Origin of the sequence: Scleromatobacter humisilvae (assembly GCF_023231945.1) — a bacterium.
Taxonomy (GTDB): Bacteria; Pseudomonadota; Gammaproteobacteria; order Burkholderiales; family Burkholderiaceae_C; genus Scleromatobacter; species Scleromatobacter humisilvae.
The window spans coordinates 332,107-353,582 of sequence record NZ_JAJLJH010000002.1 but is presented as its reverse complement, the minus strand read 5'-3'; the positions used below and the strand labels follow the sequence as shown (position 1 = coordinate 353,582).

Annotated in this window: 17 protein-coding genes; 8 read left to right on the top strand and 9 right to left on the bottom strand. The window is 70.0% G+C overall.

The features are described 5' to 3' along the window. Positions 1-20 precede the first annotated feature (20 nt). Positions 21-212, bottom strand: coding sequence for a hypothetical protein (locus tag LPC04_RS10940; RefSeq protein ID WP_275682252.1), 192 nt, complete (start codon positions 210-212; stop codon positions 21-23). 334 nt (positions 213-546) lie between these two features. Between LPC04_RS10940 and LPC04_RS10935 the strand changes: the two genes are divergently transcribed. Then, a complete protein-coding gene (locus LPC04_RS10935; protein WP_275682251.1) occupies positions 547-3,321 on the top strand; it encodes a GGDEF domain-containing protein in 2,775 nt (924 codons plus the stop codon). 6 nt (positions 3,322-3,327) lie between these two features. Here LPC04_RS10935 and LPC04_RS10930 read toward each other — a convergent pair whose 3' ends face one another. Then, the gene (locus LPC04_RS10930) at positions 3,328-5,037 is read right to left on the bottom strand and encodes a tetratricopeptide repeat-containing sulfotransferase family protein (protein ID WP_420854713.1); all 1,710 of its coding nucleotides are present in this window, start codon (positions 5,035-5,037) and stop codon (positions 3,328-3,330) included. 175 nt (positions 5,038-5,212) lie between these two features. On the opposite strand from LPC04_RS10930, the gene LPC04_RS10920 reads away from it, so the two are divergent. Beyond that, entirely contained in the window at positions 5,213-8,221 is a 3,009-nt protein-coding gene (locus LPC04_RS10920) for a pyridoxal phosphate-dependent decarboxylase family protein (RefSeq protein ID WP_275682248.1), read from the top strand. Beyond that, positions 8,214-10,043, top strand: coding sequence for a tetratricopeptide repeat protein (locus LPC04_RS10915; protein ID WP_275682247.1), 1,830 nt, complete (start codon positions 8,214-8,216; stop codon positions 10,041-10,043). The genes LPC04_RS10920 and LPC04_RS10915 overlap by 8 nt, the downstream gene beginning before the upstream one ends. Here LPC04_RS10915 and LPC04_RS10910 read toward each other — a convergent pair. The 3 genes from LPC04_RS10910 to LPC04_RS10900 form a co-directional block, all read right to left on the bottom strand. Then, positions 10,040-11,467: a glycoside hydrolase family 30 protein gene (locus tag LPC04_RS10910; RefSeq protein ID WP_275682246.1), complete on the bottom strand. Its 1,428-nt coding sequence runs from the start codon at positions 11,465-11,467 to the stop codon at positions 10,040-10,042. The genes LPC04_RS10915 and LPC04_RS10910 overlap by 4 nt on opposite strands. A gap of 93 nt (positions 11,468-11,560) precedes the next feature. Beyond that, positions 11,561-12,466 (bottom strand): LysR family transcriptional regulator, encoded by a 906-nt coding sequence (locus tag LPC04_RS10905; protein WP_275682245.1) that lies wholly within the window; start codon positions 12,464-12,466, stop codon positions 11,561-11,563. 44 nt (positions 12,467-12,510) lie between these two features. Beyond that, complete coding sequence (locus tag LPC04_RS10900) at positions 12,511-13,263, bottom strand: SDR family NAD(P)-dependent oxidoreductase (RefSeq protein WP_275682659.1); 753 nt, start codon at positions 13,261-13,263, stop codon at positions 12,511-12,513. 175 nt (positions 13,264-13,438) lie between these two features. Between LPC04_RS10900 and LPC04_RS10895 the strand changes: the two genes are divergently transcribed. The 5 genes from LPC04_RS10895 (at position 13,439) to LPC04_RS10875 (ending at position 16,831) form a co-directional block, all read left to right on the top strand. Continuing rightward, a complete protein-coding gene (locus LPC04_RS10895) occupies positions 13,439-14,347 on the top strand; it encodes an alpha/beta fold hydrolase (protein ID WP_275682244.1) in 909 nt (302 codons plus the stop codon). 103 nt (positions 14,348-14,450) lie between these two features. Then, on the top strand, positions 14,451-14,720 hold the full coding sequence (locus LPC04_RS10890) for a BufA1 family periplasmic bufferin-type metallophore (RefSeq protein WP_275682243.1): 270 nt from the start codon (positions 14,451-14,453) through the stop codon (positions 14,718-14,720). A gap of 32 nt (positions 14,721-14,752) precedes the next feature. Then, positions 14,753-15,589 carry an MNIO family bufferin maturase gene (gene bufB, locus LPC04_RS10885; protein ID WP_275682242.1) on the top strand — a complete coding sequence of 279 codons (837 nt, stop codon included), beginning with the start codon at positions 14,753-14,755 and terminating at the stop codon, positions 15,587-15,589. Continuing rightward, a complete protein-coding gene (locus LPC04_RS10880) occupies positions 15,582-16,352 on the top strand; it encodes a DNA-binding domain-containing protein (RefSeq protein ID WP_275682241.1) in 771 nt (256 codons plus the stop codon). The genes bufB and LPC04_RS10880 overlap by 8 nt, the downstream gene beginning before the upstream one ends. Before the next feature lie 8 nt (positions 16,353-16,360). Further along, entirely contained in the window at positions 16,361-16,831 is a 471-nt protein-coding gene (locus LPC04_RS10875; RefSeq protein ID WP_275682240.1) for a DoxX family protein, read from the top strand. A 49-nt stretch (positions 16,832-16,880) separates the two neighbouring features. On the opposite strand, the gene LPC04_RS10870 is transcribed toward LPC04_RS10875, so the two are convergent. The 4 genes from LPC04_RS10870 to LPC04_RS10855 all read right to left on the bottom strand — a co-directional run bounded on the left by LPC04_RS10870 (position 16,881) and on the right by LPC04_RS10855 (position 21,449). Continuing rightward, positions 16,881-17,240: a response regulator gene (locus LPC04_RS10870; protein WP_275682239.1), complete on the bottom strand. Its 360-nt coding sequence runs from the start codon at positions 17,238-17,240 to the stop codon at positions 16,881-16,883. A gap of 24 nt (positions 17,241-17,264) precedes the next feature. After that, the gene (locus LPC04_RS10865) at positions 17,265-18,749 is read right to left on the bottom strand and encodes an ATPase domain-containing protein (protein ID WP_275682238.1); all 1,485 of its coding nucleotides are present in this window, start codon (positions 18,747-18,749) and stop codon (positions 17,265-17,267) included. Beyond that, positions 18,746-19,540 (bottom strand): sensor histidine kinase, encoded by a 795-nt coding sequence (locus LPC04_RS10860; protein WP_275682237.1) that lies wholly within the window; start codon positions 19,538-19,540, stop codon positions 18,746-18,748. The genes LPC04_RS10865 and LPC04_RS10860 overlap by 4 nt, the downstream gene beginning before the upstream one ends. Positions 19,541-19,727: 187 nt before the next feature. Continuing rightward, entirely contained in the window at positions 19,728-21,449 is a 1,722-nt protein-coding gene (locus LPC04_RS10855) for a RecQ family ATP-dependent DNA helicase (RefSeq protein WP_275682236.1), read from the bottom strand. Positions 21,450-21,476: the final 27 nt, after the last annotated feature.

Below are 21,476 nucleotides of genomic sequence, written 5' to 3'. Positions count from 1 at the left end.
GGCCAGCAGACAACGCCAGCTCAGCGACCCTGCTTGCGGCGGATGACGGCGACGCCGATCACCAGGCCGGCGGCGGCCAGTGCCAGCAGCGCGCCGCGGCTCAGCGCGTCTTCCAGCGGCGTTCCCAACGGCTTGATGTCCGCGGCGAAGCTGCTGGCGGCGGCGGTCATGGCCGTTGCGAAGGCGGCGACGCGCGCCAGTTTGTTGCTCATGGTGGTTCCTTTGATGAAGTTGGATCGCTTGGGCAAAGAGCCGGCGCGGTTTGGTCAAGAGGCTTAAGCACTAACCGTGCCGTGCCGATGGCATCAATGAAATCAACCACTTGGCGCACGATTCGAAACGCCGCATCCATCACTGTAAAATTATCCGACAGTCCCCTCTTCGGCGCCTTGTCGGCGTCGGCGCTTGCCTCGCGCGCACGCCCTCGCCCGCACCGTGGCGGACTTCGCACGTGGTGCCGCCATCTGTCCGCTTCGCGCGGCATCGCGTCCTGGCGCTGGGTTAAAGTCAGAAAATGCACAACGCATCCCGGCAAACGTGAGTGCCGTGTCCCTTCCCTTTGTCGTCGACGAGCAGGACCTGGAGCAACAGGAGCGCACCCTGGCGCCCTCGGGCGAAGCCCGGCTGAACGGGCTGGTGCCCCTGGCCTGGCACCTGCGCCAGCGCGACGGCAAGCGCGCCATCGGCCTGGCCCGGGAGGCGCGCGAACTGATGCGCCAATTCGAGCTCGGGGAGACGCGCGCGCGCGCCGTTGCGCTGCGTCTCGCGCTGGTCGAAGCGGAAGTCAGCTGGGGCCTGGCCGACTACGAGCACGCCCAGCGCCTGGTGGACGACGCGATCCTCGCGGCCCAGGCCTCGGGAGACACCGCCGCCGCGGCCGACGCGCGCTGGATAGCCGCCTCGCTGGCGAGCGACCTGGGCGACACGGTCCGCCGCGACGAATCCCTGCAGGCCTGCGAGGCGCTGGCCCATCGCCTCGGCGACGTGCAGCGCACGCTCATCGCCCGCGCCGCCATCGCGCGCTGGGCGGTGTTCAGCGATCCGATGCTGGCGCGCGAGCGCTGGGGCGATGCGTTCGGCGACGGCAGCGGGCCCTGGCCGGTCGGCGTCGCGACCTGGGTCACCGACTTCCTCGGCAATCTCGCCTTCTCCGACGGCGACAACGGCCCCGCGATCCTGCACCGCCTGCGCGTGCACGAGGATGCCGTCGCGAGCGGCCAGTGGCAGCGCGCGGTCGTCGCGCTCACCAACATCGGCGCCTGCTTCTCCAACCTCAACGACCACGACAGCAGCCTGATCTGGATGCAGCGCGGGCTGGACGAGGCGCGCCGCCTGGGCTGGCCGATGGCGGTGGCCGGCGCGCTGATCCAGCTGGGCGGCATCCTGCAGCCGCTGGGGCGGCTGGACGCCGCCATCGAGCTGCTGCAGGAGGCGCGCGGGATGCTGGTCATCGCGCCCAAGTCGCGCAGCCTGGTCATCGCCCTGCACTACCTCGGCGAGGGGCTCAACCTGCAGGGCAAGCACGCCGAGGCCCTCGAGGTGCTGGCCGAGCTCGAGATGCGCGCCAACACGCTCAAGCAGTCGGACATGCTGATGGAGGTGCGCCTCGCGCGCGCCACCGCGATGGCCGGACTGGGCCGGCGCGCCGAGGCCCTGGCGCTGGCGCACGACGCCCTTGCCTCCTGCCGTGAATTCAAGCGCCGCGTCGTCGAGATCCGCGTGCTGATGGAGCTCGCGCGGCTCTACACCACGACGCCGCCCGGCGAGCCGCCGGCGGACGCCGAGGATCACGCCGCGGCGCTGGCCTGCCTGCGCGAGGCGGTCGCGATCTCGCAGTCGATCGAGGGCTACCAGATCTCCGGTGACCTCTACGACGCCCTCGCGCAGGAGCACGCGCACGCGGGCGACCATGCGGTGGCCTACGAGGTGTCGCGCCAGGCCGCGAAGGCGCGCGAGGCGACGGTCGGCACGGCCGCGCTGAACCGGTCCATCGCGATGCAGATCGGCTTCCAGACGGAGCGCACGCGTGCCGATGCCGAACTGCAGCGTTCGCTGGCGACCACGCTGCAGCAGACGACGGCCACGCTCGAGGTCCTGGGCGCGATCGGCCAGGAGATCACGCGCCACCTCGACGAACAGGCCGTCTTCGACATCCTGCAGGCGCATGTGCACGACCTGCTGGACGCCACGCACTTCTCGGTCTGGGCGCTCAACGCCGCGGGCGACACGATCGAGCTGGCGTTCGGCATCGACGAGGGCCAGCCCATGGTCCCGGGGCGCCAGATCCCGATGGACCGCGAGGTCTCGAACGTCGCGCGCTGCGCCCGGACACGTCAGGAGATCCTGCGCCAGGAGGCGCCGGAAGGCTACAACCCGAACCACATTCCGGGGACGTTCCGCGCCGCGAGTGCGCTGTATGCGCCGCTGGTGGTGGGCGACAGCCTGCTGGGCGTGATGTCCATCCAGTCGCCGAAGGCGCATGTCTACGGCGAGCGCGAGCGGCTGATCTTCCGCACGCTGTGCGCCTACGGCGCCATCGGCCTGCACAATTCGCGCGCCTACAAGCTGCTGGGCGAGACGCTGGGCGAGCTGCAGCTCGCGCAGGACGAGCTCGCGCGCAAGAACGCGCTGCTCGAACAGGCCTATCTACAGCAGCAGGAGGCCAGCTTCACGGATCCGCTGACGCAGCTGCGCAACCGCCGCTTCCTGATGGCCCACATCGAGGACGAGATCGCGCTGACGCTGCGCCGCTCCGAGCGCCAGCAGCGCCAGTCGCCGATCGAGCCCACGCTCGACCACGACCTCGTCTTCTACATGCTGGACATCGACTTCTTCAAGTCGGTCAACGACCAGTACGGCCACGCCGCAGGCGATGCGGTGCTGGTGGAGATGGCGCGCCGGCTGCACAGCGTCATCCGCGAGACGGACTTCCTCATCCGCTGGGGCGGCGAGGAGTTCCTGCTCGTCGCCCGTGCCACTCATGCCGGCGAAGGCGCCGTGCTGGCCGAGCGGCTGCGCGGCGTCGTCGCGGAGCAGCAGTTCGACATCGGCGACGGCAAGTCGCTCGCCGTGACCTGCTCCGTCGGCTTCGCGAGCTTTCCGTTCCATGCGAGCGAGCCGAGGCTGGCGAACTGGTCGGAGGTCACGCGCCTGGCCGACCAGGCGCTGTATGTCGCCAAGGAAGGCGGACGCAACCGCTGGGCAGGCGTCGAGGCCACTCGCGCGCCGCGGGATCGCGCGCACTTCGAGCAGATCTGCCGCGACCCGCGGGCGGCCGAGGCCCAGGGCGACGTGACCCTGCTGCGCTCGCAGGCCGAGTGAGCCGCCTCAGCGATAGTCATTGACGACGTCGGACAGTGCGCCGAGGTGGCGCTCGTACGCCTTCCAGCGCGCGACCGAGGTCCGGTAGATGGGCTTGCGCACCTGCGCGACGCTGGCGGTCTTGACGATGCGCCGGTTCTGGTGGAAACCGAGGCAGCGCTCGTCCCACGGCAACCCGAGATACTCGACCAGCCGGCGCGCCTGGTTCTCGAAATCGCCCACCATCGCTTCGTAGGAAACGTCCAGGATGCGCCCCGCGGGCAGCACGTCGTGCCAGTGGCGCATCAACTCGTGATAACTGACCCAATACCTGCCGGTCATGCCCAGGTCGTAGCTGTAGCCGAGATTGTTGGCGATGAACAGGCGCGAGAAACACGAGAAGCAGGAATCCATCGGGTCGCGCATGGAATGCACGATGCGCGCGTTCGGGAACATCAGGTGGATCAGGCCGATGTGCTGGAAATTGTCCGGCAGCTTGTCGACGACATGCGTCGCGTTCGGTGCGAGTTCCCGGATGCGTTCGATATAGCGCCGGCCGAGCTGAAGATATTCCTCGGTGGAGTATTCGGCCAGCGTCTGCGGGAATGCACCGCCGTCGGCCCCGGGGTCGCCGTTCTCGACGTGCAGGGTTTCCGGAAGCCAGGTGATCTCGCCCGCCCCGTGGATGTTCGGCAGCGTCGCCAGCACCTGTTCCAGCAGCGACGTGCCTGAGCGCGGCATGCCGACGATGAAGATGGGCGTCGGGCCCGCGGCCGAGGGCGGCAGCTCGTGCCGCGCGAGTTTCTCGCGGGTGAATGTCGCGATGATCCGGCGCTGCAGATCCAGGTGCGCCGCCTCGTCCCACGGCGTCGTTTCGCGCTTGATGCGATTGCCCTCGGCGTAGGCGGCGAAGGATTCCTCGTGGCGGCTGGCATCCTCCAGCATCTTGCCCACGGTGAACCAGTATCGGACCTGGCCCTCGCGCGGCAGCGACGGCAGCCGGTGCTGCTGCGACAGCATCTGCTCGATATGCGGATCGCCCGGCTTGTAGGTCTTGAACTGGGCGAGATTGCAGTGCGCCTCCACCTGCAGCGGCCGCAGTTCCAGGATTCTCTCGAACGCGGCGCGGGCCTCGTCGACGAAACCCTGCAGGCGCAGGCTGCTGCCGAGATTGTTGAGCGCCTCGACATAGTCGGGCCGATACGCCAGTGCCTGGCGATATTCGGCGATCGCGCGGTCGTGTTCCTCGCGGTCCTGCAGCAGCACGCCCAGATTGAAATGGGCGACGGCGAATTCCGGCTTGAGTTCGATCGCGCGCACCAGATGGGCCTCGGCCTCGAATATCCGGCCGAGCCGGCGCAGGCAATTGCCGAGATTCGCGTGCGCCTCGGCCAGGCCCGGGCTGGCATCGAGCGCCGCGCGATACGACTGCTCGGCCTCGGTGAAGCGCTGCAAGGCCTCCTGGGCGACGCCCAGCGCGTTGCGCAGCGCGGCGTCGCGCGGCATGCCCGCCAGCGCCATGCGCAGCGGGGCCTCGGCCTCGGCGTGGCGGCCCAGCGCGACAAGCAGCAAGCCGAGATTGGCCTGGGCGGCGGCGAAGTCCGGCCGCAGCGCGACGGCCTGCTTGAACCACGCGACCGCCTCGTCGCCGGCGCCCCGCCCTGCCGCGGCGATGCCTTGCTGGAGCAGCTGTTCCACGCTCGATACGGCGGCGATGTCGTCGTGCAATGTCGTCATCGAGCCAGTTTGCCATCGCGCCGGGCACCGGTTGGAGAGGCGTCTCCCGAGGGCTACCGCGTTTCGGGTAGCAAGCTGAGCGCAGGCTGAGGGGGCGCTGGCTAGGGGCGAAGTCGGCGGCGAACACCGGCTTTTTGGACGGATCGCCTTTCAATCGGCTTTCAACAATACGGGGATGACATCTTTCGACTTCGATGACACCGGCGCGTCCCTGGACCCGACCGACTGGGCCAGCTTCCGCGCCCAGGCGCATCGCATGCTCGACGACATCCTCGATTTCACGCGCGACATCCGCCAGCGCCCGGTCTGGACACCGGCCCCGCAGCACGTGCGCGACGAGTTCCGTGCCGCCCTGCCGCATTCGCCCTCCGACCTCGGCGCCGTGCACGACGCCTTCATGCGCGACATCCTGCCCTACACCGCCGGCAACTCGCACCCCGGCTTCATGGGCTGGGTGCAAGGCGGCGGCACGCCGGTGGGCACGTTGGCCGAGATGCTGGCCGCCGGCCTGAACGCCAACCTCGGCGGCCGCGACCAGATCCCGCTGGAGGTCGAGAAGCAGGTGTTGCACTGGGTGCGCGAGCTGTTCGCGTTCCCGGCGACGGCCAGCGGGCTGTTCGTCACCGGCACGTCGATGGCCAACCTGATGGCCGTGCTGATCGCGCGCACCCGGGCGCTGGGCGCGGACGTGCGGCGCGACGGCCTCGGCGCGTCGGAGTCGCGCCTTGTCGCCTACACCTCGGCCGGCGCGCACAACTGCATCGCGCAGGCGATGGACCTGTCCGGCCTGGGCAAGGCCGCGCTGCGCCTCGTGCCGATGAACGAGCGCTTCCAGATCGACCTGGCCGCGCTCGAGGCCGCGATCGCGCAGGATCGCGCGGCCGGCCTGACGCCGTTCTTCGTCGCCGGCACGGCCGGCACCGTGGACGTCGGGGCGGTCGACGACCTCGGCGCGGTGGCCCGGCTCGCGGATCGCGAAGGACTCTGGTTCCACGTCGACGGCGCGTTCGGCGCGCTGGGCATGCTCGCGCCGGCGCTGCGTCCGCTGCTGGCCGGAATCGAGCAGGCCGACTCGATCGCGTTCGACTTCCACAAGTGGGGCCAGGTGCCCTACGACGCGGGCTTCCTGATCGTGCGCGACGGCCAGGCGCACCTCGACACCTTCGCCGCCCCCGCCGCCTACCTGCGCCGCGAGAGCCGCGGCCTGCAGGCCGGCTCGCCCTGGCCCTGCGACTTCGGACCCGACCTGTCGCGCGGCTTCCGGGCGCTCAAGACCTGGTTCACGTTCAAGGTCCACGGCGCGGACAGGATCGGCCGCGCGATCAGCCAGACCTGCGACCTCGCGCGTCATCTCGAACAGCGGATCAAGGCCGAGCCGCGGCTGGAGCTGCTGGCGCCCGTGGCACTCAACATCGTCTGCTTCCGCTACCGCTGTGCCGACGCGGATGCCGCGAATGCCGACCTCCTCGTCGCGCTGCAGGAGTCGGGCCTGTGCGTGCCGTCGTCGACGACGATCGATGGCCGATTCGCGATCCGCGCTGCCATCGTCAACCATCGGACCCGGCGCGAGGACGTCGACACGCTGATCCGCGCCACGCTGCAGATCGGCGACCGCCTGACGCATGCGAAGGCGAAACGCGCCGTGCCCGCCGCACCCGTGCCCTTCGTGCTGCTGCCGACCGAGCAGTTGCTGACGCAGGGCGGCGACGAGCGCCTGCTGCCGGTGGCGCCGGGCCGCCTCAACAAGTACGGCTGCGCACCGGTGCCCGACGCGGGCCTGGCCGCATTCGGCTCGTCGACGGCCACCTCGATCTCCACGCTTGGCTTCGCCGCCGCCGACCGCCTGCGCGGCGAGCTGCTCGCCGAGGCCGGCGCGGTCGACGCCGAGCTGCTGTATCGCCGCGAGTGCGACCGCGTGCGCGCGACGCTGAAGACGCTCTGCGGCGTCGACGACATCGCCGGCCTGGACATCGCACTGGCCGCCTCCGGCACCGACCTGCACCTGATCGCCGCCGAGTGGGCCAGCGGCGGCAGCGCCAAGGCGCCGCTGGTGATCATGATGGATGCCTGCGAGACCGGCAGCGGCGTGGCCGCGGCGCTCGGCGGCCGCCACTTCGGCGAGGCCTCGCCGCAGGGCGCGGTGCTGGTGGCCGGCGCGCCGGTCGACCAGCGCAATGCGCCCGAGGTCGTGCAGGTCGCCATCCGCGACGACGACGGCGCGCCGCGGCCGCTCGCCGACGTGCATGCGCAGATCGAGTCGCAGGTCGTGCGCGCCGTGGCCGCGGATCGCCGCGTGCTGCTGATCGCACTCGACGTGTCCAAGACCGGCCTGCTGGTGCCGGGCCCGGCGTGGGTCGCGGGCCTGCGCAGGCGCTGGCCGCGCTATCTCGACGTGGTGGTCGACGCCTGCCAGTTCCGGCTGTCGCCGGCATCGCTGCGGCGCTATCTCGACACCGGCTGCCTGGTCGCGATGACCGGCTCCAAGTTCCTCGCCGGCCCGACCTTCTGCGGCGCGCTGTTCATTCCGCCGGCGATGACCGCGCGCTGGCGCGACCGCCCGCTGCCGCCCGCACTCAGCGCCTATAGCGCGCGCGCCGAATGGCCGCAGGGCTGGGCCGCGGCGACGCACCTGGACGACGCCACCAACTTCGGCCTGCTGCTTCGCTGGCAGGCGGCGCTGGCGGAGCTGCAGGCGTTCGCGGACGTGCCCGCCACGAAGGCCCGCGACTTCGTCGAGACCTTCGCCGCCGCCGTGCGCGCGCGCGTCGAGGCCGAGCCCGCGCTGCGGCCGCTGCAGGTGCACGCGCTGCAACGCGGCGCCGGCGACGACGCATCATGGGATGCGACCCCGACCATCTTCCCCTTCGTCCTGCACCGCCTCGCGCCCGACGGCACGCGCGTGCCGCTGACGCGCGCCGAGACGCTGGACATCTACCGCCTGCTGCCCGACGACGCCGCCGGCCCGCGCTGCCAGCTGGGCCAGCCGGTGGCCTGCGGCAGCCGCGATGGCGTGCCGGTCAGCGCGCTGCGGCTGTGCCTGAGCGCGCGCCTGATCGTCGAGGCCACGGCCGACGGCGACGAGTCCGCCGCGCGCGTCATCGCCCGCGCGCTGGCCGCCCTCGACAAGCTCGTGCACCTCGTCGCCACCCGACACCCTTCCCTTTCGAAGCTCCAACATGCCTAAGACCGCCCATTCCCCGGCCGCGCGCAAGCCGGCGTCGCCGCTGCTGGCCGCCGACGAGATCATGACGCTCGCCAGCGAGGGCCGCTGGAGCGAGCTCGAGTCGCGCGCACGCGCCCTCGCCGCGCGCCAGCCCGGACACGCGCTCGGCTGGAAGGCGCTGGGCTCGGCGCTGATGCAGCAAGGCAAGTTCGCCGACGCGATCACCGCGCTCACGCGCCTGGTCAAGATCGTGCCGAGCGACATCGGCGGCCACAACAACCTGGCGCTCGCGCTGGATGCCACGGGCCGGCCCGTCGAGGCCGAGGCGAGCTATCGGCGCGCGATCAAGGTCAACCCGCGCTATGCCGGCGCGCACCAGAACCTCGGCGGCCTGCTGTCGCGGCTGGGCCGGTTCGACGAGGCGCTGAAGCACCAGCGGCTGGGTCTCGAGATCGAGCCGCAGCGCGCCGAGGCGCACCTGCTCGTCGCGCACGCGCTGCGCGAAATGGGCCAATTGCGCGAGGCCGAGGCCGCGTATCGCCGTGCGCTCGAACTGCAGCCCGACTTCTTCGACGCCCACCTGTACCTTGGCCTGGCGCTGTCCGACCTCGCCGACTTCGAACCCGCGCTGGCCCACCATCGCCGCGCCGTGGCGCTGCGCCCGGACAGCCATCCCGCGCAACTGCGCCTGGGCTCGCTCCTGAGCAAGCTGGGCCGCGACGAGGTCGAGATGCGCCAATGCTTCCAGCGCTGCATCGAACTCGAGCCGCGCAACGCGGACGGCTGGATCGCGCTCGGCAACGAGTTACTGCGCACCAAGGAACACGAGCGCGCGCGCCAGATGTTCGAGGCCGCGCAGGCGCTGCGTCCGCTGCTGCACAAGCCCGCGGTCAAGGCGACGCCCGACTTCACGGTGCTGATGCTCGACACCGCCGGCGCCGGCTGCACGCCCGTCGACTACCTCAGCGGCAAGGCCGTCTACGACCGCAACTTCTATTGCGTGATGGACAAGCCGAGCGAACACGTCGAGCTGCTCAAGACCAGCGGCGCGGTCGTCTTCAACATGATCGGCGACGCCGACAACGGCGCGGGCATCCTGCCGCACGCCGTCGACCTGGCCGATCGCCTCGGCCTGCCCGTCGTCAACCATCCGCGCCAGGTGCTGGGCACGAGCCGCGAGGCCATGGCCGCGCGCCTGGCCGGCACGCCGGACGCGCGCATCCCGAAGACGCTGCGCCTGTCGGCCGCCGAACTCGCGCAGGCGGCGACCTGCGGCGCGTTGAACAGCCTGTCGATGCCGCTGCTGCTGCGCACCGCCGGCACGCACGGCGGCGACGCGTTCGAGAAGATCGAGAGCTCGGAGCCCATCGGCGCCTTCGTCGCCCGGCATCCGGCGGACTTCTACTACGTCACCGAGTACGTCGACTACCGCTCGGCGGACGGCCTGTTCCGCAAGTACCGCTTCATCTGCATCGATGGGCAACTGCTGCCCTACCACCTCGCGATCCACGGCGACTGGATGGTGCACCACTTCCGCACCGACATGGCCAACCAGGCCTGGATGCAGCAGGAGGAGGAAGCCTTCCTCGCGCGTCCGCGCGAGGCCTTCGGCAAGGCTCAGCAGGCCGCCGTGCTGGCGATGGCGCGGGCGACCGGGCTGGACTATTGCGGCGTCGACGTCGGCGTCTGCCCCGACGGCGGCGTCGTCTTCTTCGAGAGCAACGCCACGATGCTCGTGCACGACGAGAAGGACGGCCCGTTCGTCTTCAAGAACCCCTACATCGCGCGCATCAAGGTCGCGTTCGACGCGATGATCGCGCGCAAGGCCGGCCGCGCCGCCTAACGCACGACCAGCGTCTGGATCGCGTGCGCCGGGATGGCCACGCGCGCCTCGTCGTGGCCGACGAAGAAGCGGTAGTCGACCGGCTGGTCGGTCGCGTTCATCACCACGGTGGCTAGCGAGCCGTCGGGGTTGGCCCAGGACGTCGTCGCCAGGCTGCTGCGGCTGCTCGCGGCCTCGACGCGGTGCGCGCCCGGGCGGATGAACTTCGAGAAGTGGCCCAGGTACCAGAAGCTGGGCGTGAACGTGAGCTCGCCGGTGCGGCTGTCCGCATGCACGGGCGCGAAGCAGAAGTTGCCGACGTGATTCGGGCCGCCGTGTTCGTCGAGCAGGATGTTCCAGTCGGTCCAGCCCTCGGCGCCGTTGTTGAAGTCGTTGATCAGCGCCGTGCCGTAGCGCTCGGCGTTGGCCACCGACTGCAGCCGCGCCGGGTCGAAGCCTTCGACGGCGGCCTCGGTCAGCAGCAGGTGCTTGTCGGGCCAGGCGCGCTGCACGGCCGCGACGTTGGCGAACATCGGCGCGCCGCCGGTCCAGGTCTCGTACCAGTGGAAGCCCATGCCCCAGGCGTATTTCGACGCGTCGGGATCCTCGAAGATCACGCGCGCCCGCTGCGTCATCAGGTCGCGGTTGTGATCCCACACGATGATCCTGCGATCGCCCAGGCCGGCCTGCGCCATCGCGGGGCCGAGGTGGTTCTTCAGGAAGTCGCGCTCGTCCTCGGCGCTGTAGATCATCGACTCCCAGCGCTGCGTGGCCATGGGCTCGTTCTGGATCGTGATGCCCCAGACCGTGATGCCCTCGTGCTCGTAGGCGCGGATGAAACGCGTGTAGTAGCGCGCCCAGGCGTTGGCGAACTCGGGTCTGAGCTTGCCGCCCTGCAGCATGCTGGCGTTGGTCTTCATGAACGCGGGCGCGCTCCAGGGGCTGGCGAACAGCGTCAGGTGGCCGCCCGCCGCGGCGATCGCGCGCTTGATCAGCGGGATGCGGAACTCGCGGTCGTGCGCGATGGAGAAGCTGGTCAGCCCGGCGTCGCCCTCGGCGATGTAGGTGTAGCTGGCGCTGCTGAAGTCGGAACTGTGGATCGTCGTGCGCGCCAGCGAGTAGCCGATGCCGTCCACGGGGTCGTAGTAGGCGCGCAGCAGCCGTTCCTGCTCCTTGGCGGACAGCCGGGCGAACACCTCGGCGCTGGCGTCGGTGATCGCGCCGCCGATGCCCAGCAGCGGCTGGTAGGTCCTGGCGGGATCGACGAAGACGGAGATGTCGCCTTCCGGCGGTTGCGTGCCCGGCGCCAGCGTCGCGCTGCTGGTGAGCGCGAGGCGCTGCTTGCCGTCGATCGCGGTGGTATGGACCTCCAGCGTCGCGCCGTGGGCCGGGCCCTGGGCGAGGCCGATCGCGCAGGCGACGGCGGCGGGAATGGCGGGGTTCATGGCGTCTCCGGAAGGCGGCTGGGGGCTCTCCGATAATGTTACCGCTGTTTTGAAAGCGGTTTCATGCGGTGCTCGAGCCTTCCGGCGGGAACCTCAGGCCGCCCGGACGCCTCGCGCCGGATTCAGCACCTCGATCAGGAACTCGGCGAATGCCTTGGCCGACGGCTTGGCGGCGCGGCCGCCGGCGAAGACGGCGTGGACGTCGATGTCCCCGCGGCTCCAGTCGGGCAGCAGCTCGACCAGCGCACCGGATTCGAGCTCGGCGCGGCAGCCCTCGCGTGTCATCGCGACGATGCCGAGCCCCGCCACCGCGGCCGCGACCGCCGCCTCGTTCTGGTTGGCCAGCACCTGGCCGTCGAGCCGTACCGTCACCTCGTCGTGGCCCGGTCGGCTGAAGGTCCAGCCGGCGCCCGTGCCGCTGACGCCGACGATGGCGCGATGCGTCGTGAGTTCCTCGGGCGTGCGCGGCGTGCCTGCGCGCGCGAGGTAGCCGGGCGACGCGACGATCACGCGCGGCGTCGTCAGGATGCGGCGCGCGACGGCACCCGAGCTGGGCAGCGAACCGAAACGCAGCGCGACATCGACGCCTTCGGCGATCAGGTCCTGGCGCTTGTCGTCGATCAGCAGCTCGATGCGCAGCGCCGCATGCCGCTCGGCGAACCTCGGCAGCGCAGGAATGACCGCGCGCACGGCCAGCGACGACGACAGCCCGACGCGCAGCACCCCGCGCAGCTCGCCGGTGCCGCGCGCCTCGTGGTCGGCCTCGGCCAGCGCATCGAGCAGCGGCTCCACGCGTTCGAGGTAGCGCGCGCCGGCATCGGTCAACGTCAGCGCGCGCGTGCTGCGCGTGAACAGCGCCGCGCCGAGGTCCTTCTCGAGGGCGGCGATGGTGCGCGAGGCGGTCGGCTGCGCGATCTCGAGCTCGCGCGCGGCGCGCGAGAAGCTGCCGGTGCGGGCGACGCGCACGAAGAGCCGCAGCGCGGCAAGTTGGTCGTTCATGGCGGCGACGACTATGGCACGAATGCCATGTCGCCGCCGGTGCATCACATGCCGGCGCCGCCGCCCACGAACAGCAGCTCGCCGGTGATGAAGCGTGCGTCGTCCGAGGCGAGGAAGACCGCCGGCAGCGCGATGTCCACCGGCTGGGCAGCGCGGCCCAGCGGCGTCATCGCGATCATCTGGCGCTCGAAGTCCGAGTTCGCGATGCCGGCGGTGTGCACGCCTTCCGTCAGGGTCAGGCCCGGGCTGATCGCGTTGACGCGGATGCCGCGCGGCCCCAGTTCCTTGGCCAGCGACTTGGTGACGACGCCGACCGCGCCCTTCGAGCCTGCATAGACCGCCGCGGCCGGCGGCGCCAGCGCGGTGGCCACGGTGCCGATGTTGACGATCGCGCCGCCGGACGCCGGCATCAGCGCGACGGCCTCGCGGCTGGCCAGCAAGGTGCCCAGCACGTTGGTGTCGAACATCTTGCGGAAGTTGTCCGGCGTGATCGCGTCCAGGGCCTCGAAGCTGTAGACCCCGGCGTTGTTCACGAGCAGGTCGACGCGGCCGAACAGTTCCTTGACGGCCGCGAACAGCTTGCGCACCTCGGCCTCGACGCTCACGTTGGCGCCGATCGCCACGGCCTTGCCGCCGGCGTCGACGATGTCGGCGACGACCTTGTCGGCGTCGCCGCGGCTGGTCGCGTAGTTGACGACGACGGTCGCGCCCTCGGCGGCGAACTGGCGGGCGATGGCGGCGCCGATGCCCTTGGAGGCGCCGGTGACGACGGCGATCTTGTTGGCGAGCTTGGTCATGATGCGTTCTTTCATTGAAGGAAGCCGAAGACGTTCCGGCTTGATTCCAATGTAGGAACGGCGCGCGTTTCGCAGTAGCCGGCCGGGGCGCATATGACTTATGGGCGTCCCGCATGAATCGCCCGGTGGTACAAAGCACGTCGCCGTTGCAGACCAACCCACCGGGTCCCGCTCCATGAAGCTCGTCCGCCTCGTCCTGTTGTTCCTGCTGCTTCCGTTCGCCGTGCACGCGCAGGGGATCGCCGCGCGCTTCGTGGACGGCTACGCCGACTCTGACGGCGTGCGCATCCACTACGTGACGTTGGGCAATCCGAAGGATCCGCCGGTCCTGATGATCCACGGCTTTCCCGACTACTGGTACTCGTGGCGCTTCCTGATGGCCGACCTCTGGCCCGACCACTTCGTCATCGCGATCGACCAGCGCGGATACAACCTTTCCGACAAGCCCGTCGGCGAGCAGAACTACCAGCTCGGGTACATGGTGGGCGACGTGGCCGCCGTGCTGCACCAGCTGGGCCTCGCGAAGGCGACGGTCGTCGGCCACGACTGGGGCGGCGTCGTCGCGTGGCAGGTGGCGATGACCCGGCCCGAGCTCGTAGACAGGCTCGTGATCCTCAACCTGCCGCACCCACGCGGGCTCAGGCGCGAACTCGCGGCCAACCCGCAGCAGCAGAAGAACAGCGCGTACGCACGCAGCTTCATGCAGGACGGCTTCGCAAGCAGACTGAGTGTCGCGGCGCTGGTCGACATCGCGGTGCCGGACAAGTCGGACGTCGACACCCGCGCGAAGTACACCGAGGCGATGCAGCGATCCAGCATCGAGGCCATGCTCGACTACTACCGCCAGAACTATCCGCGCGAGCCGTACGCGCCGGACACGTCGCCGGTCGTCCAGGTCAAGGCACCGGTGCTGGTGATCCACGGCCTCGACGACCCCTTCCTGCTGGCCGGCGCACTGGACGGCACCTGGCAGTGGGTGGACAACACGCTGACGGTGGTGACGCTGCCGCACGTCGGCCACTTCGTGCTGCGCGACGCGCCGGCTCAGGTGATACCCGTAGTCCGACACTGGCTTGCGCATTGACCTCGAAAAACTTTTCGAGCTCCGCGTAAGGATCCGCGAGGTCGGGCGACTGACGGATGTGCCGCACATCGGCGCGCATCATCAACCGTCAAGGAGTTCCAAAATGGACAAGCAAGTCTTCATCCGCACCGCCCTCGCCTCCGTCCTCGCCATCGGCGCCATGGCCGCCCACGCCGGCCCGGCCGCCCCCCAGCCGGACAAGGAAAAGTGCTTCGGCATCGCCAAGGCCGGCGCCAACGACTGCGCCAGCGCCACCGGCTCGCACTCGTGCGCCGGCACCGCCACCAAGGACAACGACAAGGGCGACTGGAAGTACGTCGAGAAGGGCACCTGCGACAAGATGGGCGGCTCGATGATGGCGCCGAAGAAGTAATCTTCGACGTCTGCATCGAACGGAGGCCGGTCGTGACCGACATCGTGCAACCCCTGTCAGGTACCGGAATCGGCCTTCGCCAGCCGCACTACCGCGAGGTCTTCGAGCGGCGGCCGGAGCTGGCCTTCCTCGAGGTCCACAGCGAGAACTTCTTCCTCGACGGCGGCGCCTCGATGCACGCTCTCGAGCGCGCGCGGGCCGCGTATCCGATCAGCCTGCATGGCGTCGGGCTGTCGCTGGCATCGGCCGATGCGCTGGCCGGCGAGCACCTGGCCAAGCTGAAGCGCCTGGTCGACCGCGTCGAGCCGGCGCTGGTGTCCGAGCACCTGTGCTGGGGCGGCGTCGGTGGCGTTCACTTCAACGACCTGCTGCCCTTTCCGTACACCGGCGAGGCGCTCGCGCTGCTGGCCGACCGGATCGACCGCGTGCAGGCGACGCTCAGGCGCCGCATCCTGGTCGAGAACCTGTCGGCCTACGTCGAGTGCCGCCACAGCGCGATGACAGAGACCGCGTTCCTCGCGGAACTCGCGCGCCGCACCGGCTGCGGGCTGCTGCTGGACGTCAACAACCTCTACGTCAACGCGATCAACTTCGGCTTCGATCCGGCCGCGCGGCTCGGCGAGCTGGCGGGCGACTCGATCGGCCAGATGCACCTCGCCGGCCACGCCGTGGTCGACGACTGCCTCATCGACACCCACGGTTCGCTCGTCTGCGACCCGGTGTGGTCGCTGTACGAAGAAGCCTGCCGCCGCTTCGGCCCGAAGCCGACGCTGATCGAATGGGACACCGACCTGCCCGCGCTCGACGTGCTGCTGTCGCAGGCCGCGCAGGCCGACGCCATCGCGCGGCGCGAGGTGGCCCATGCCTGAGCTGCTCGACTTCCAGGCGGACTTCGCCGCCGCGTTGCGGGAACGCCAGCGCACGCCGGCGATGGAACGCTGGCTCGCCGGCAGCGGCGACGTCGTCGACCGCCGCATGGCGATCTACCGCGCCAACATGATGGCCGCGGCCGAGAAGGCGCTGGCGTCGGCCTATCCGGTGATCCGCCAGGTGGTCGGCGAGGACTTCTTCCACGGCCTGGCGCGCGAGTACCAGCGCGGCGCGCCGTCGACCAGTGGCGACCTCACCGGGTTCGGCGAGAGTTTCGGCGCCTTCCTTGCGGCGTTCGAGCACGCGCGCAGCCTGCCCTACCTGCCGGATCTCGCCCGCCTCGAATGGGCGGTGCACCGTGCCTACGGCGCCGCCGATGCGCCCGACTGGGATCCGGCATCGCTGGCCACGGTCGAGCCCGACCGGCAGGCCGAGATCCGTTTCCAGTGGGCGCCCGGCACGGCCATCGTCGAGTCCGCCCATCCGATCGTGCGCATCTGGACGATCCACCAGCCCGGCTACGACGGCGAGTTCAGCGTCGCCTGGGACCTGGCCGACACGGCGCTCGTCGCCCGCGACGGCTACCTGGTGAGCGTGACCGGCTGCAGTCCCGCCGACGCGGCCTTCATCGCCGCGTCGCTCGCCGGCACCCCGTTCGGCGAGGCCGCCGCCGGCGTGCTGGCCGGCCACCCCGATTTCGATCTCGGGGCCCTTCTCGGCCGTGCCATCCCGGCGCGGCTGATCTGCGGCTTCACACTTTGACCAGAACCATGCGAAACCTCATCCAACGCGTCCTCGTCCTCACGGGCTTGGTCGACCGACTGCAACCCGTCGCGCTGCTGGCGCTGCGGCTTTACGTGTCCTCCGTCTTCTTCCGTGCCGGGATCATCAAGATCTCCGACTGGGGCGCGACGCTCGCGCTGTTCCACGACGAGTACAAGGTGCCGCTGCTGCCGCCCGACGTCGCTGCCTGTGTCGGCGCCTTCGGCGAGCTCGCCTTCCCCGTCCTGATCACGCTGGGCCTGATGGGCCGCTTCGGCGCGGCCGGGCTGTTCGTCGTCAACGCGATGGCGGTGATCTCGTACCCGCAGCTGTGGGGCTTCGACTGCCCGGCCGGCATCCACATGCACTTCGTGTGGGGCGCCATCCTGCTGCTGCTGGCCATCTTCGGGCCGGGCAGGCTCTCGCTTGACGAACTGATCCTGAAGCGGTTGGGCTTGCGACCCGCGCCGGCAGCCTGACCGGGCCGCGCGACTCGTCGGACGGCGTCCTCGGACGCCGTTTTTTCGTTCAGCGCCCGATGAAGCGCTGCACCAGTTCCAGCAGCGTCTCGACCTTGAACGGCTTGCGCAGGAACGCGTCGTAGCTGTCGAAGTGGTCGCGGATCGCGACCTCGGGCAGGCCGCTGTTGAGGATGATCTTCGTGTCCGCGAACTGCGGGTCGGCGCGCAGCGCGCGCGAGAACTCCGCGCCGTTCATCAGCGGCATCATGTAGTCGACGATGACGAGATCGGGCACGACGTCGCGCGCCTGGATCAGCGCGAGCTGCCCATTGACCGCGCAGAAAGCCCGATAGCCTTCCTCCTCGAGGATCAGGCTCAGGACTTCCGCACTGCCCAGTTCGTCGTCAACGACAAGAATGGTCTTCACGCGACGCCTTTTATCCCCGCGCCGTCACTTCGACGGCGAAGGCACGGGGCCTTCAGGGCCGGCAACGGGTTGCGCCGAAGGAATCACATCACCGTCCGCCCGATAGGTTCCGGCAATGTGCATTCCTTGCGAATCGATCCTGAGCCTGCGCAGCCCGGCCTGGTAGTCGGTATCGCGCATCTTGATGATCGTCAGCAGCCGCTCGACGTGGCCCTCGTCGTGGACGAAGCGCAGGAAGAACAGGTTGTCGACGAGGCCGGAAACGCCCCAGGGCATCGAGACGACGCTGCTGACGACGTCGCGCGTCTCCAGCGTCATCAGCACCGTCACCTGGCGGCTGCGCAGCTCGTTGACCAGGCAGGAGAAGAAGCGGTTGATGCGTTCGGGATAGACCGTCGAATCGAGGAAGCCCGACAGGCCGTCGATCACGAGACGGCGGACATTGCGCCGGGCGATGGCCGACAGCAGGCGCTCGGCGACCTCGTCGAGCAGCGCCTCGCCCGGCGTCTGCCACATCAGTTCGACCGCGCCGGACGACTCCAGCGGCCCCAGGTCGAGCCCGAGCGAACGCGCCTTGGAGCGGATGCGCTCCGGGCCTTCGAAGAAGCTCAGGTGCAGGCCCGGTTCCTCGGGCGTGCTGGCGTGCACGAATTGCACACCCATCGTCGTCTTGCCGGTGCCGGTCGAGCCGATCACGACGGTGGAACTGGACTTGGGCAGGCCGCGGCTGGCCAGCTGCGCATCGAGCGACGGGATCCCGCTGGTCGTGGCCTCGGCATGCATGGCGTCCGTCGCGGCGCCGCGGTACATCGACTCGATGCGCGGGAACACGGTGATGCCGTCGTTGTCGATGCGCAGCGAATGCTTGCCGCGCAGCGGGCCGGCGCCGCGGAACTTGCGCACCTGGATCGAGCGCTCGGAGCGCGCGTCGAACAGCTTGTCCTCGACCTCGATGAGGCCGTCCACCATCGTGTGCTCGGCGGCCATGCGATGGATGTTGCCGCTGGTCAACAGCAGCACCGTGCAGTCCTGCAGCACCGCGATGCTCTGCAGCTCGTGGATGAACTTCTTCAGGTCGAGGTCGCTCGCGCCCTCGGACGCGGCCACCAGGCCGTCGAGGACGAGCACGCCGACCTTGCGCGTGCGCATCTCGCGCCTCAGCACGCCCATCAGGCCCTTCAGGCCGGCGCTCTCGAGTTCGTGGAAGGCGCTGATGTAGGCCAGGCGGTCGGGGAAGGCCTTGACGTCGAAGAACGACAGCGTCGACAGGTGCTGGATCATGCGCGAGTGCGACTCGGCCAGCAGCGTCACGTAGACCGCCGAGCCGCCCTCGGCGACATGGCCGTAGCAGATCTGGTTGGCCAGGATCGTCTTGCCGCAGCCCGGCAGCCCCTGGATGATGTAGACGCCGGTGCGGAACAGCCCGCCCCCGAGGATCTGGTCGAGGCCCGGCACCGCGCTGCGCAGGCGCTCGATCGGGCCGACGTTGTCGGTGGTGGAGGATGTCATCGGTGAGTGCTCATGTCGTCGGCTTCGGGGATTCGCACCGTGAAGACGCAGCCGGTGCCGGGCGCGCTCTGCAAGGTGACCTCGCCGTCCATCGCCTGCACCAGGCGGGTGACGATCCACAGGCCCAGGCCCGTCCCTGCGCCGCGGGACGAGTGGGCCGCCACCGCGAACTTCTCGAAGACCGTCTTCTGATCCGCGAGCGCGATGCCGCGGCCATTGTCTTCGACTTGGACGCTCCACGCGTGGCCGCCGGACGACAGGCGGATCGTGACGTCGCTGGCACTGGAATGCTTGAACGCGTTGAGCAGCAGATTGTCGACGACCTGCTCGAACGCGACCGGGTCGACCGCGCGCATCGGCCCGAACGTGGCCTCGTCGAACACCACGCGAACCGCGATGCCGCGCGAACGGCCCTCCTGCTCCAGGCTGTCGACCAGGCTGGCCACCAGCGCGGGAACGTCGATGCGCTGACGTGCGAGCGGATACGTGGCGCCCGGCGAGGCGAGCAACTCCATCAGCACGGTGACGCGTTCCGAGTAGCGCCTGAGCGTGAGCTCCGCGCGGCGGATGCGCTCCGCCGCCTCGGCCGCGTTGCCCGCCTGCGCGGTGCTGCGGGCGAGCGCCAGATGAAGCGCCAGCGCATGCAGCGGGTTGCGCAGCTCGTGGGCGGCCAGCGACAGCACGTCGTCGCGCAACGCGATCTCGCGCTTCAGGCGTTCGAGCTCCGACGCATCGTCGGTGCGGCGGCGCCCGGGGTGCGGCTGCGTGGGTCGCAAGGGATCGTGGCTCACGTTGGCTGGCTGGCGTCTCGGGCGGTCATCGACGGCGGTGGCGGGTCGATGAACTGTATCCCGGCATCGCGCTGTTTCGATGCCACACGACAGCAAATATCGAGCCGACAGTGCGTCTGCGGCTGCTCGTTTTCCACGAGGCTGAACAGGCCCTGTCGGGCACGCGCGTTGCCGCGTCGCGGCCCGCTCAGGCGAGCGCCGCGACGACCTGGGCGCGGCGCGGCGGCGTGCGGCGCGCGCGCGGCTTCTTCAGGAACGTCGCGAGGAAGGTGCGCCGGGACTTGTCTGGAAAGCGCACGCCGATCTCTTCGCCCTTGATGCTCTCGACGACGCCCTCGCCGTATCGCGGCGCCTTCACGGCGTCGCCCACCTCGAACGGTGATGGCGACGTCGGCGCCCCGACCTCGATCAGGCGGGGCACCGCCTCGGGTTCGGCCAGCAGCTCGATCGGTTCGGAGGCGAGACGCGCGCAGTTGTCGCAGTGGCCGCAGCGCTCCGCGCTCGCGGGCAGCGCCTCGTCGAAGCCCTCGAGCAGAACGCGCCAGCGGCAGAAGCCGGTCTGGGCGAAGAACACCATGCGTTCCAGCGCGTCGTGGTCGCGTTCGCTCTTCTTCGCGTAGTCGCTCGCGAGCGCGCCGAGGTTGTCCGCCGTCGCTTCGCGGCGCGTGCGGCGCCAGCCGTGGGTGGCGTTGCAGCTGGCCAGTCCGCCGTCGCGCAACAGGCTCAGGGTCACCGACAGCCGGTTCTTCGGCATCGCGGGCAGGCGCGCGTCGAGCTCGGCCAGCGTCGAGCCCTGCGGCGCGATCTCCAGCGCCTCGATGGCCTGCACCAGGTCGGCGACGAGCGGGTAGCGCCGCGCGAGGAAGAACTGCTGCACCTGGCGATCCTTGCGATGGAAGATCAGCACGCAGCGGGCGGCCTCGCCGTCGCGTCCGGCGCGGCCGGCCTCCTGGTAGTAGGCCTGCACGCTGCCGGGCATCTGGAAATGGATCACGTAGCGGATGTCGGCCTTGTCGATGCCCATGCCGAACGCGTTGGTCGCCACCATCACGCGCTTGGCGCCGCTCATGAACGCGTCCTGGTTCGCGTTGCGTTCGGCCGCGGGCAGCTTGCCGTGATAGAGCGTCACCGACTCGCCGGCGTCGCGCAGGCGCTCGAAGACCTCCGTGCAGCACTTGACCGTCGACGTGTAGACGATGCCGTCGCCGGGCGTCGCGCGCAGCGTCTCGAGCAGGCGGTCGACCTTCTCCGCGTCGCTGGTCACCTGGAGCACCTCGAGGTCGAGATTGGCGCGGTACATGCCGGTGTTGACGACCTCGAGCTCGGGCACGCCGAGCTGGTGGCGGATGTCGTCGACGACCTCGGCGGTGGCGGTGGCGGTCAGCGCGAGCACGGTGGGATGGCCCAGTGCCTCGATCGCGGCGCCGATCTCGAGGTACGCGGGGCGGAAGTCGTGGCCCCATTGCGAGATGCAGTGCGCCTCGTCGACCACCAGCAGCGCGACGCCCTGCGTGGCCAGCGCGGCGCGGAACTCGGGGTCGGCCAGGCGCTCGGGCGTGGCGAACACGATGTCCGAGCGCGAGTCGGCGATGCGCTCCATCGAGGCGTCCTGCTCGCTGGCCTTCTGCGCGCTGTTGAGCTGCTCGGCGACGACGCCGGCCTCCTCGAGCTTGCCAGCCTGGTCCTTCATCAGCGAGATCAGCGGCGACACGACCACCGTCGTGCCGTCCAGGTGCAGCGCCGGCAACTGGTAGCACAGCGACTTGCCGGCACCGGTGGGCATGATGGCCAGCGTGGGCTGTCCCGCGAGCACGCGCGTGATGACGTCGTGCTGGCCGGAGCGCAGCTCGTCGAAGCCGAATGTGTCGCGCAGCGATCGGCGCAGCGCCGCCGGAATGGGTGGGGTCATGCGTTGGAACGAGGCAAGCGCCATGCC

Bases quoted from the DNA above. Each gene is read 5' to 3' on its own strand.
- LPC04_RS10940 (WP_275682252.1), bottom strand. From the start codon at position 212: ATGAGCAACAAACTGGCGCGCGTCGCCGCCTTCGCAACGGCCATGACC.
- LPC04_RS10930 (WP_420854713.1), bottom strand. From the start codon at position 5,037: ATGACGACATTGCACGACGACATCGCCGCCGTATCGAGCGTGGAACAG.
- LPC04_RS10920 (WP_275682248.1), top strand. From the start codon at position 5,213: ATGACATCTTTCGACTTCGATGACACCGGCGCGTCCCTGGACCCGACC.
- LPC04_RS10915 (WP_275682247.1), top strand. From the start codon at position 8,214: ATGCCTAAGACCGCCCATTCCCCGGCCGCGCGCAAGCCGGCGTCGCCG.
- LPC04_RS10910 (WP_275682246.1), bottom strand. From the start codon at position 11,467: ATGAACCCCGCCATTCCCGCCGCCGTCGCCTGCGCGATCGGCCTCGCC.
- LPC04_RS10905 (WP_275682245.1), bottom strand. From the start codon at position 12,466: ATGAACGACCAACTTGCCGCGCTGCGGCTCTTCGTGCGCGTCGCCCGC.
- LPC04_RS10900 (WP_275682659.1), bottom strand. From the start codon at position 13,263: ATGACCAAGCTCGCCAACAAGATCGCCGTCGTCACCGGCGCCTCCAAG.
- LPC04_RS10895 (WP_275682244.1), top strand. From the start codon at position 13,439: ATGAAGCTCGTCCGCCTCGTCCTGTTGTTCCTGCTGCTTCCGTTCGCC.
- LPC04_RS10890 (WP_275682243.1), top strand. From the start codon at position 14,451: ATGGACAAGCAAGTCTTCATCCGCACCGCCCTCGCCTCCGTCCTCGCC.
- LPC04_RS10880 (WP_275682241.1), top strand. From the start codon at position 15,582: ATGCCTGAGCTGCTCGACTTCCAGGCGGACTTCGCCGCCGCGTTGCGG.
- LPC04_RS10875 (WP_275682240.1), top strand. From the start codon at position 16,361: ATGCGAAACCTCATCCAACGCGTCCTCGTCCTCACGGGCTTGGTCGAC.
- LPC04_RS10865 (WP_275682238.1), bottom strand. From the start codon at position 18,749: ATGACATCCTCCACCACCGACAACGTCGGCCCGATCGAGCGCCTGCGC.
- LPC04_RS10855 (WP_275682236.1), bottom strand. From the start codon at position 21,449: ATGACCCCACCCATTCCGGCGGCGCTGCGCCGATCGCTGCGCGACACA.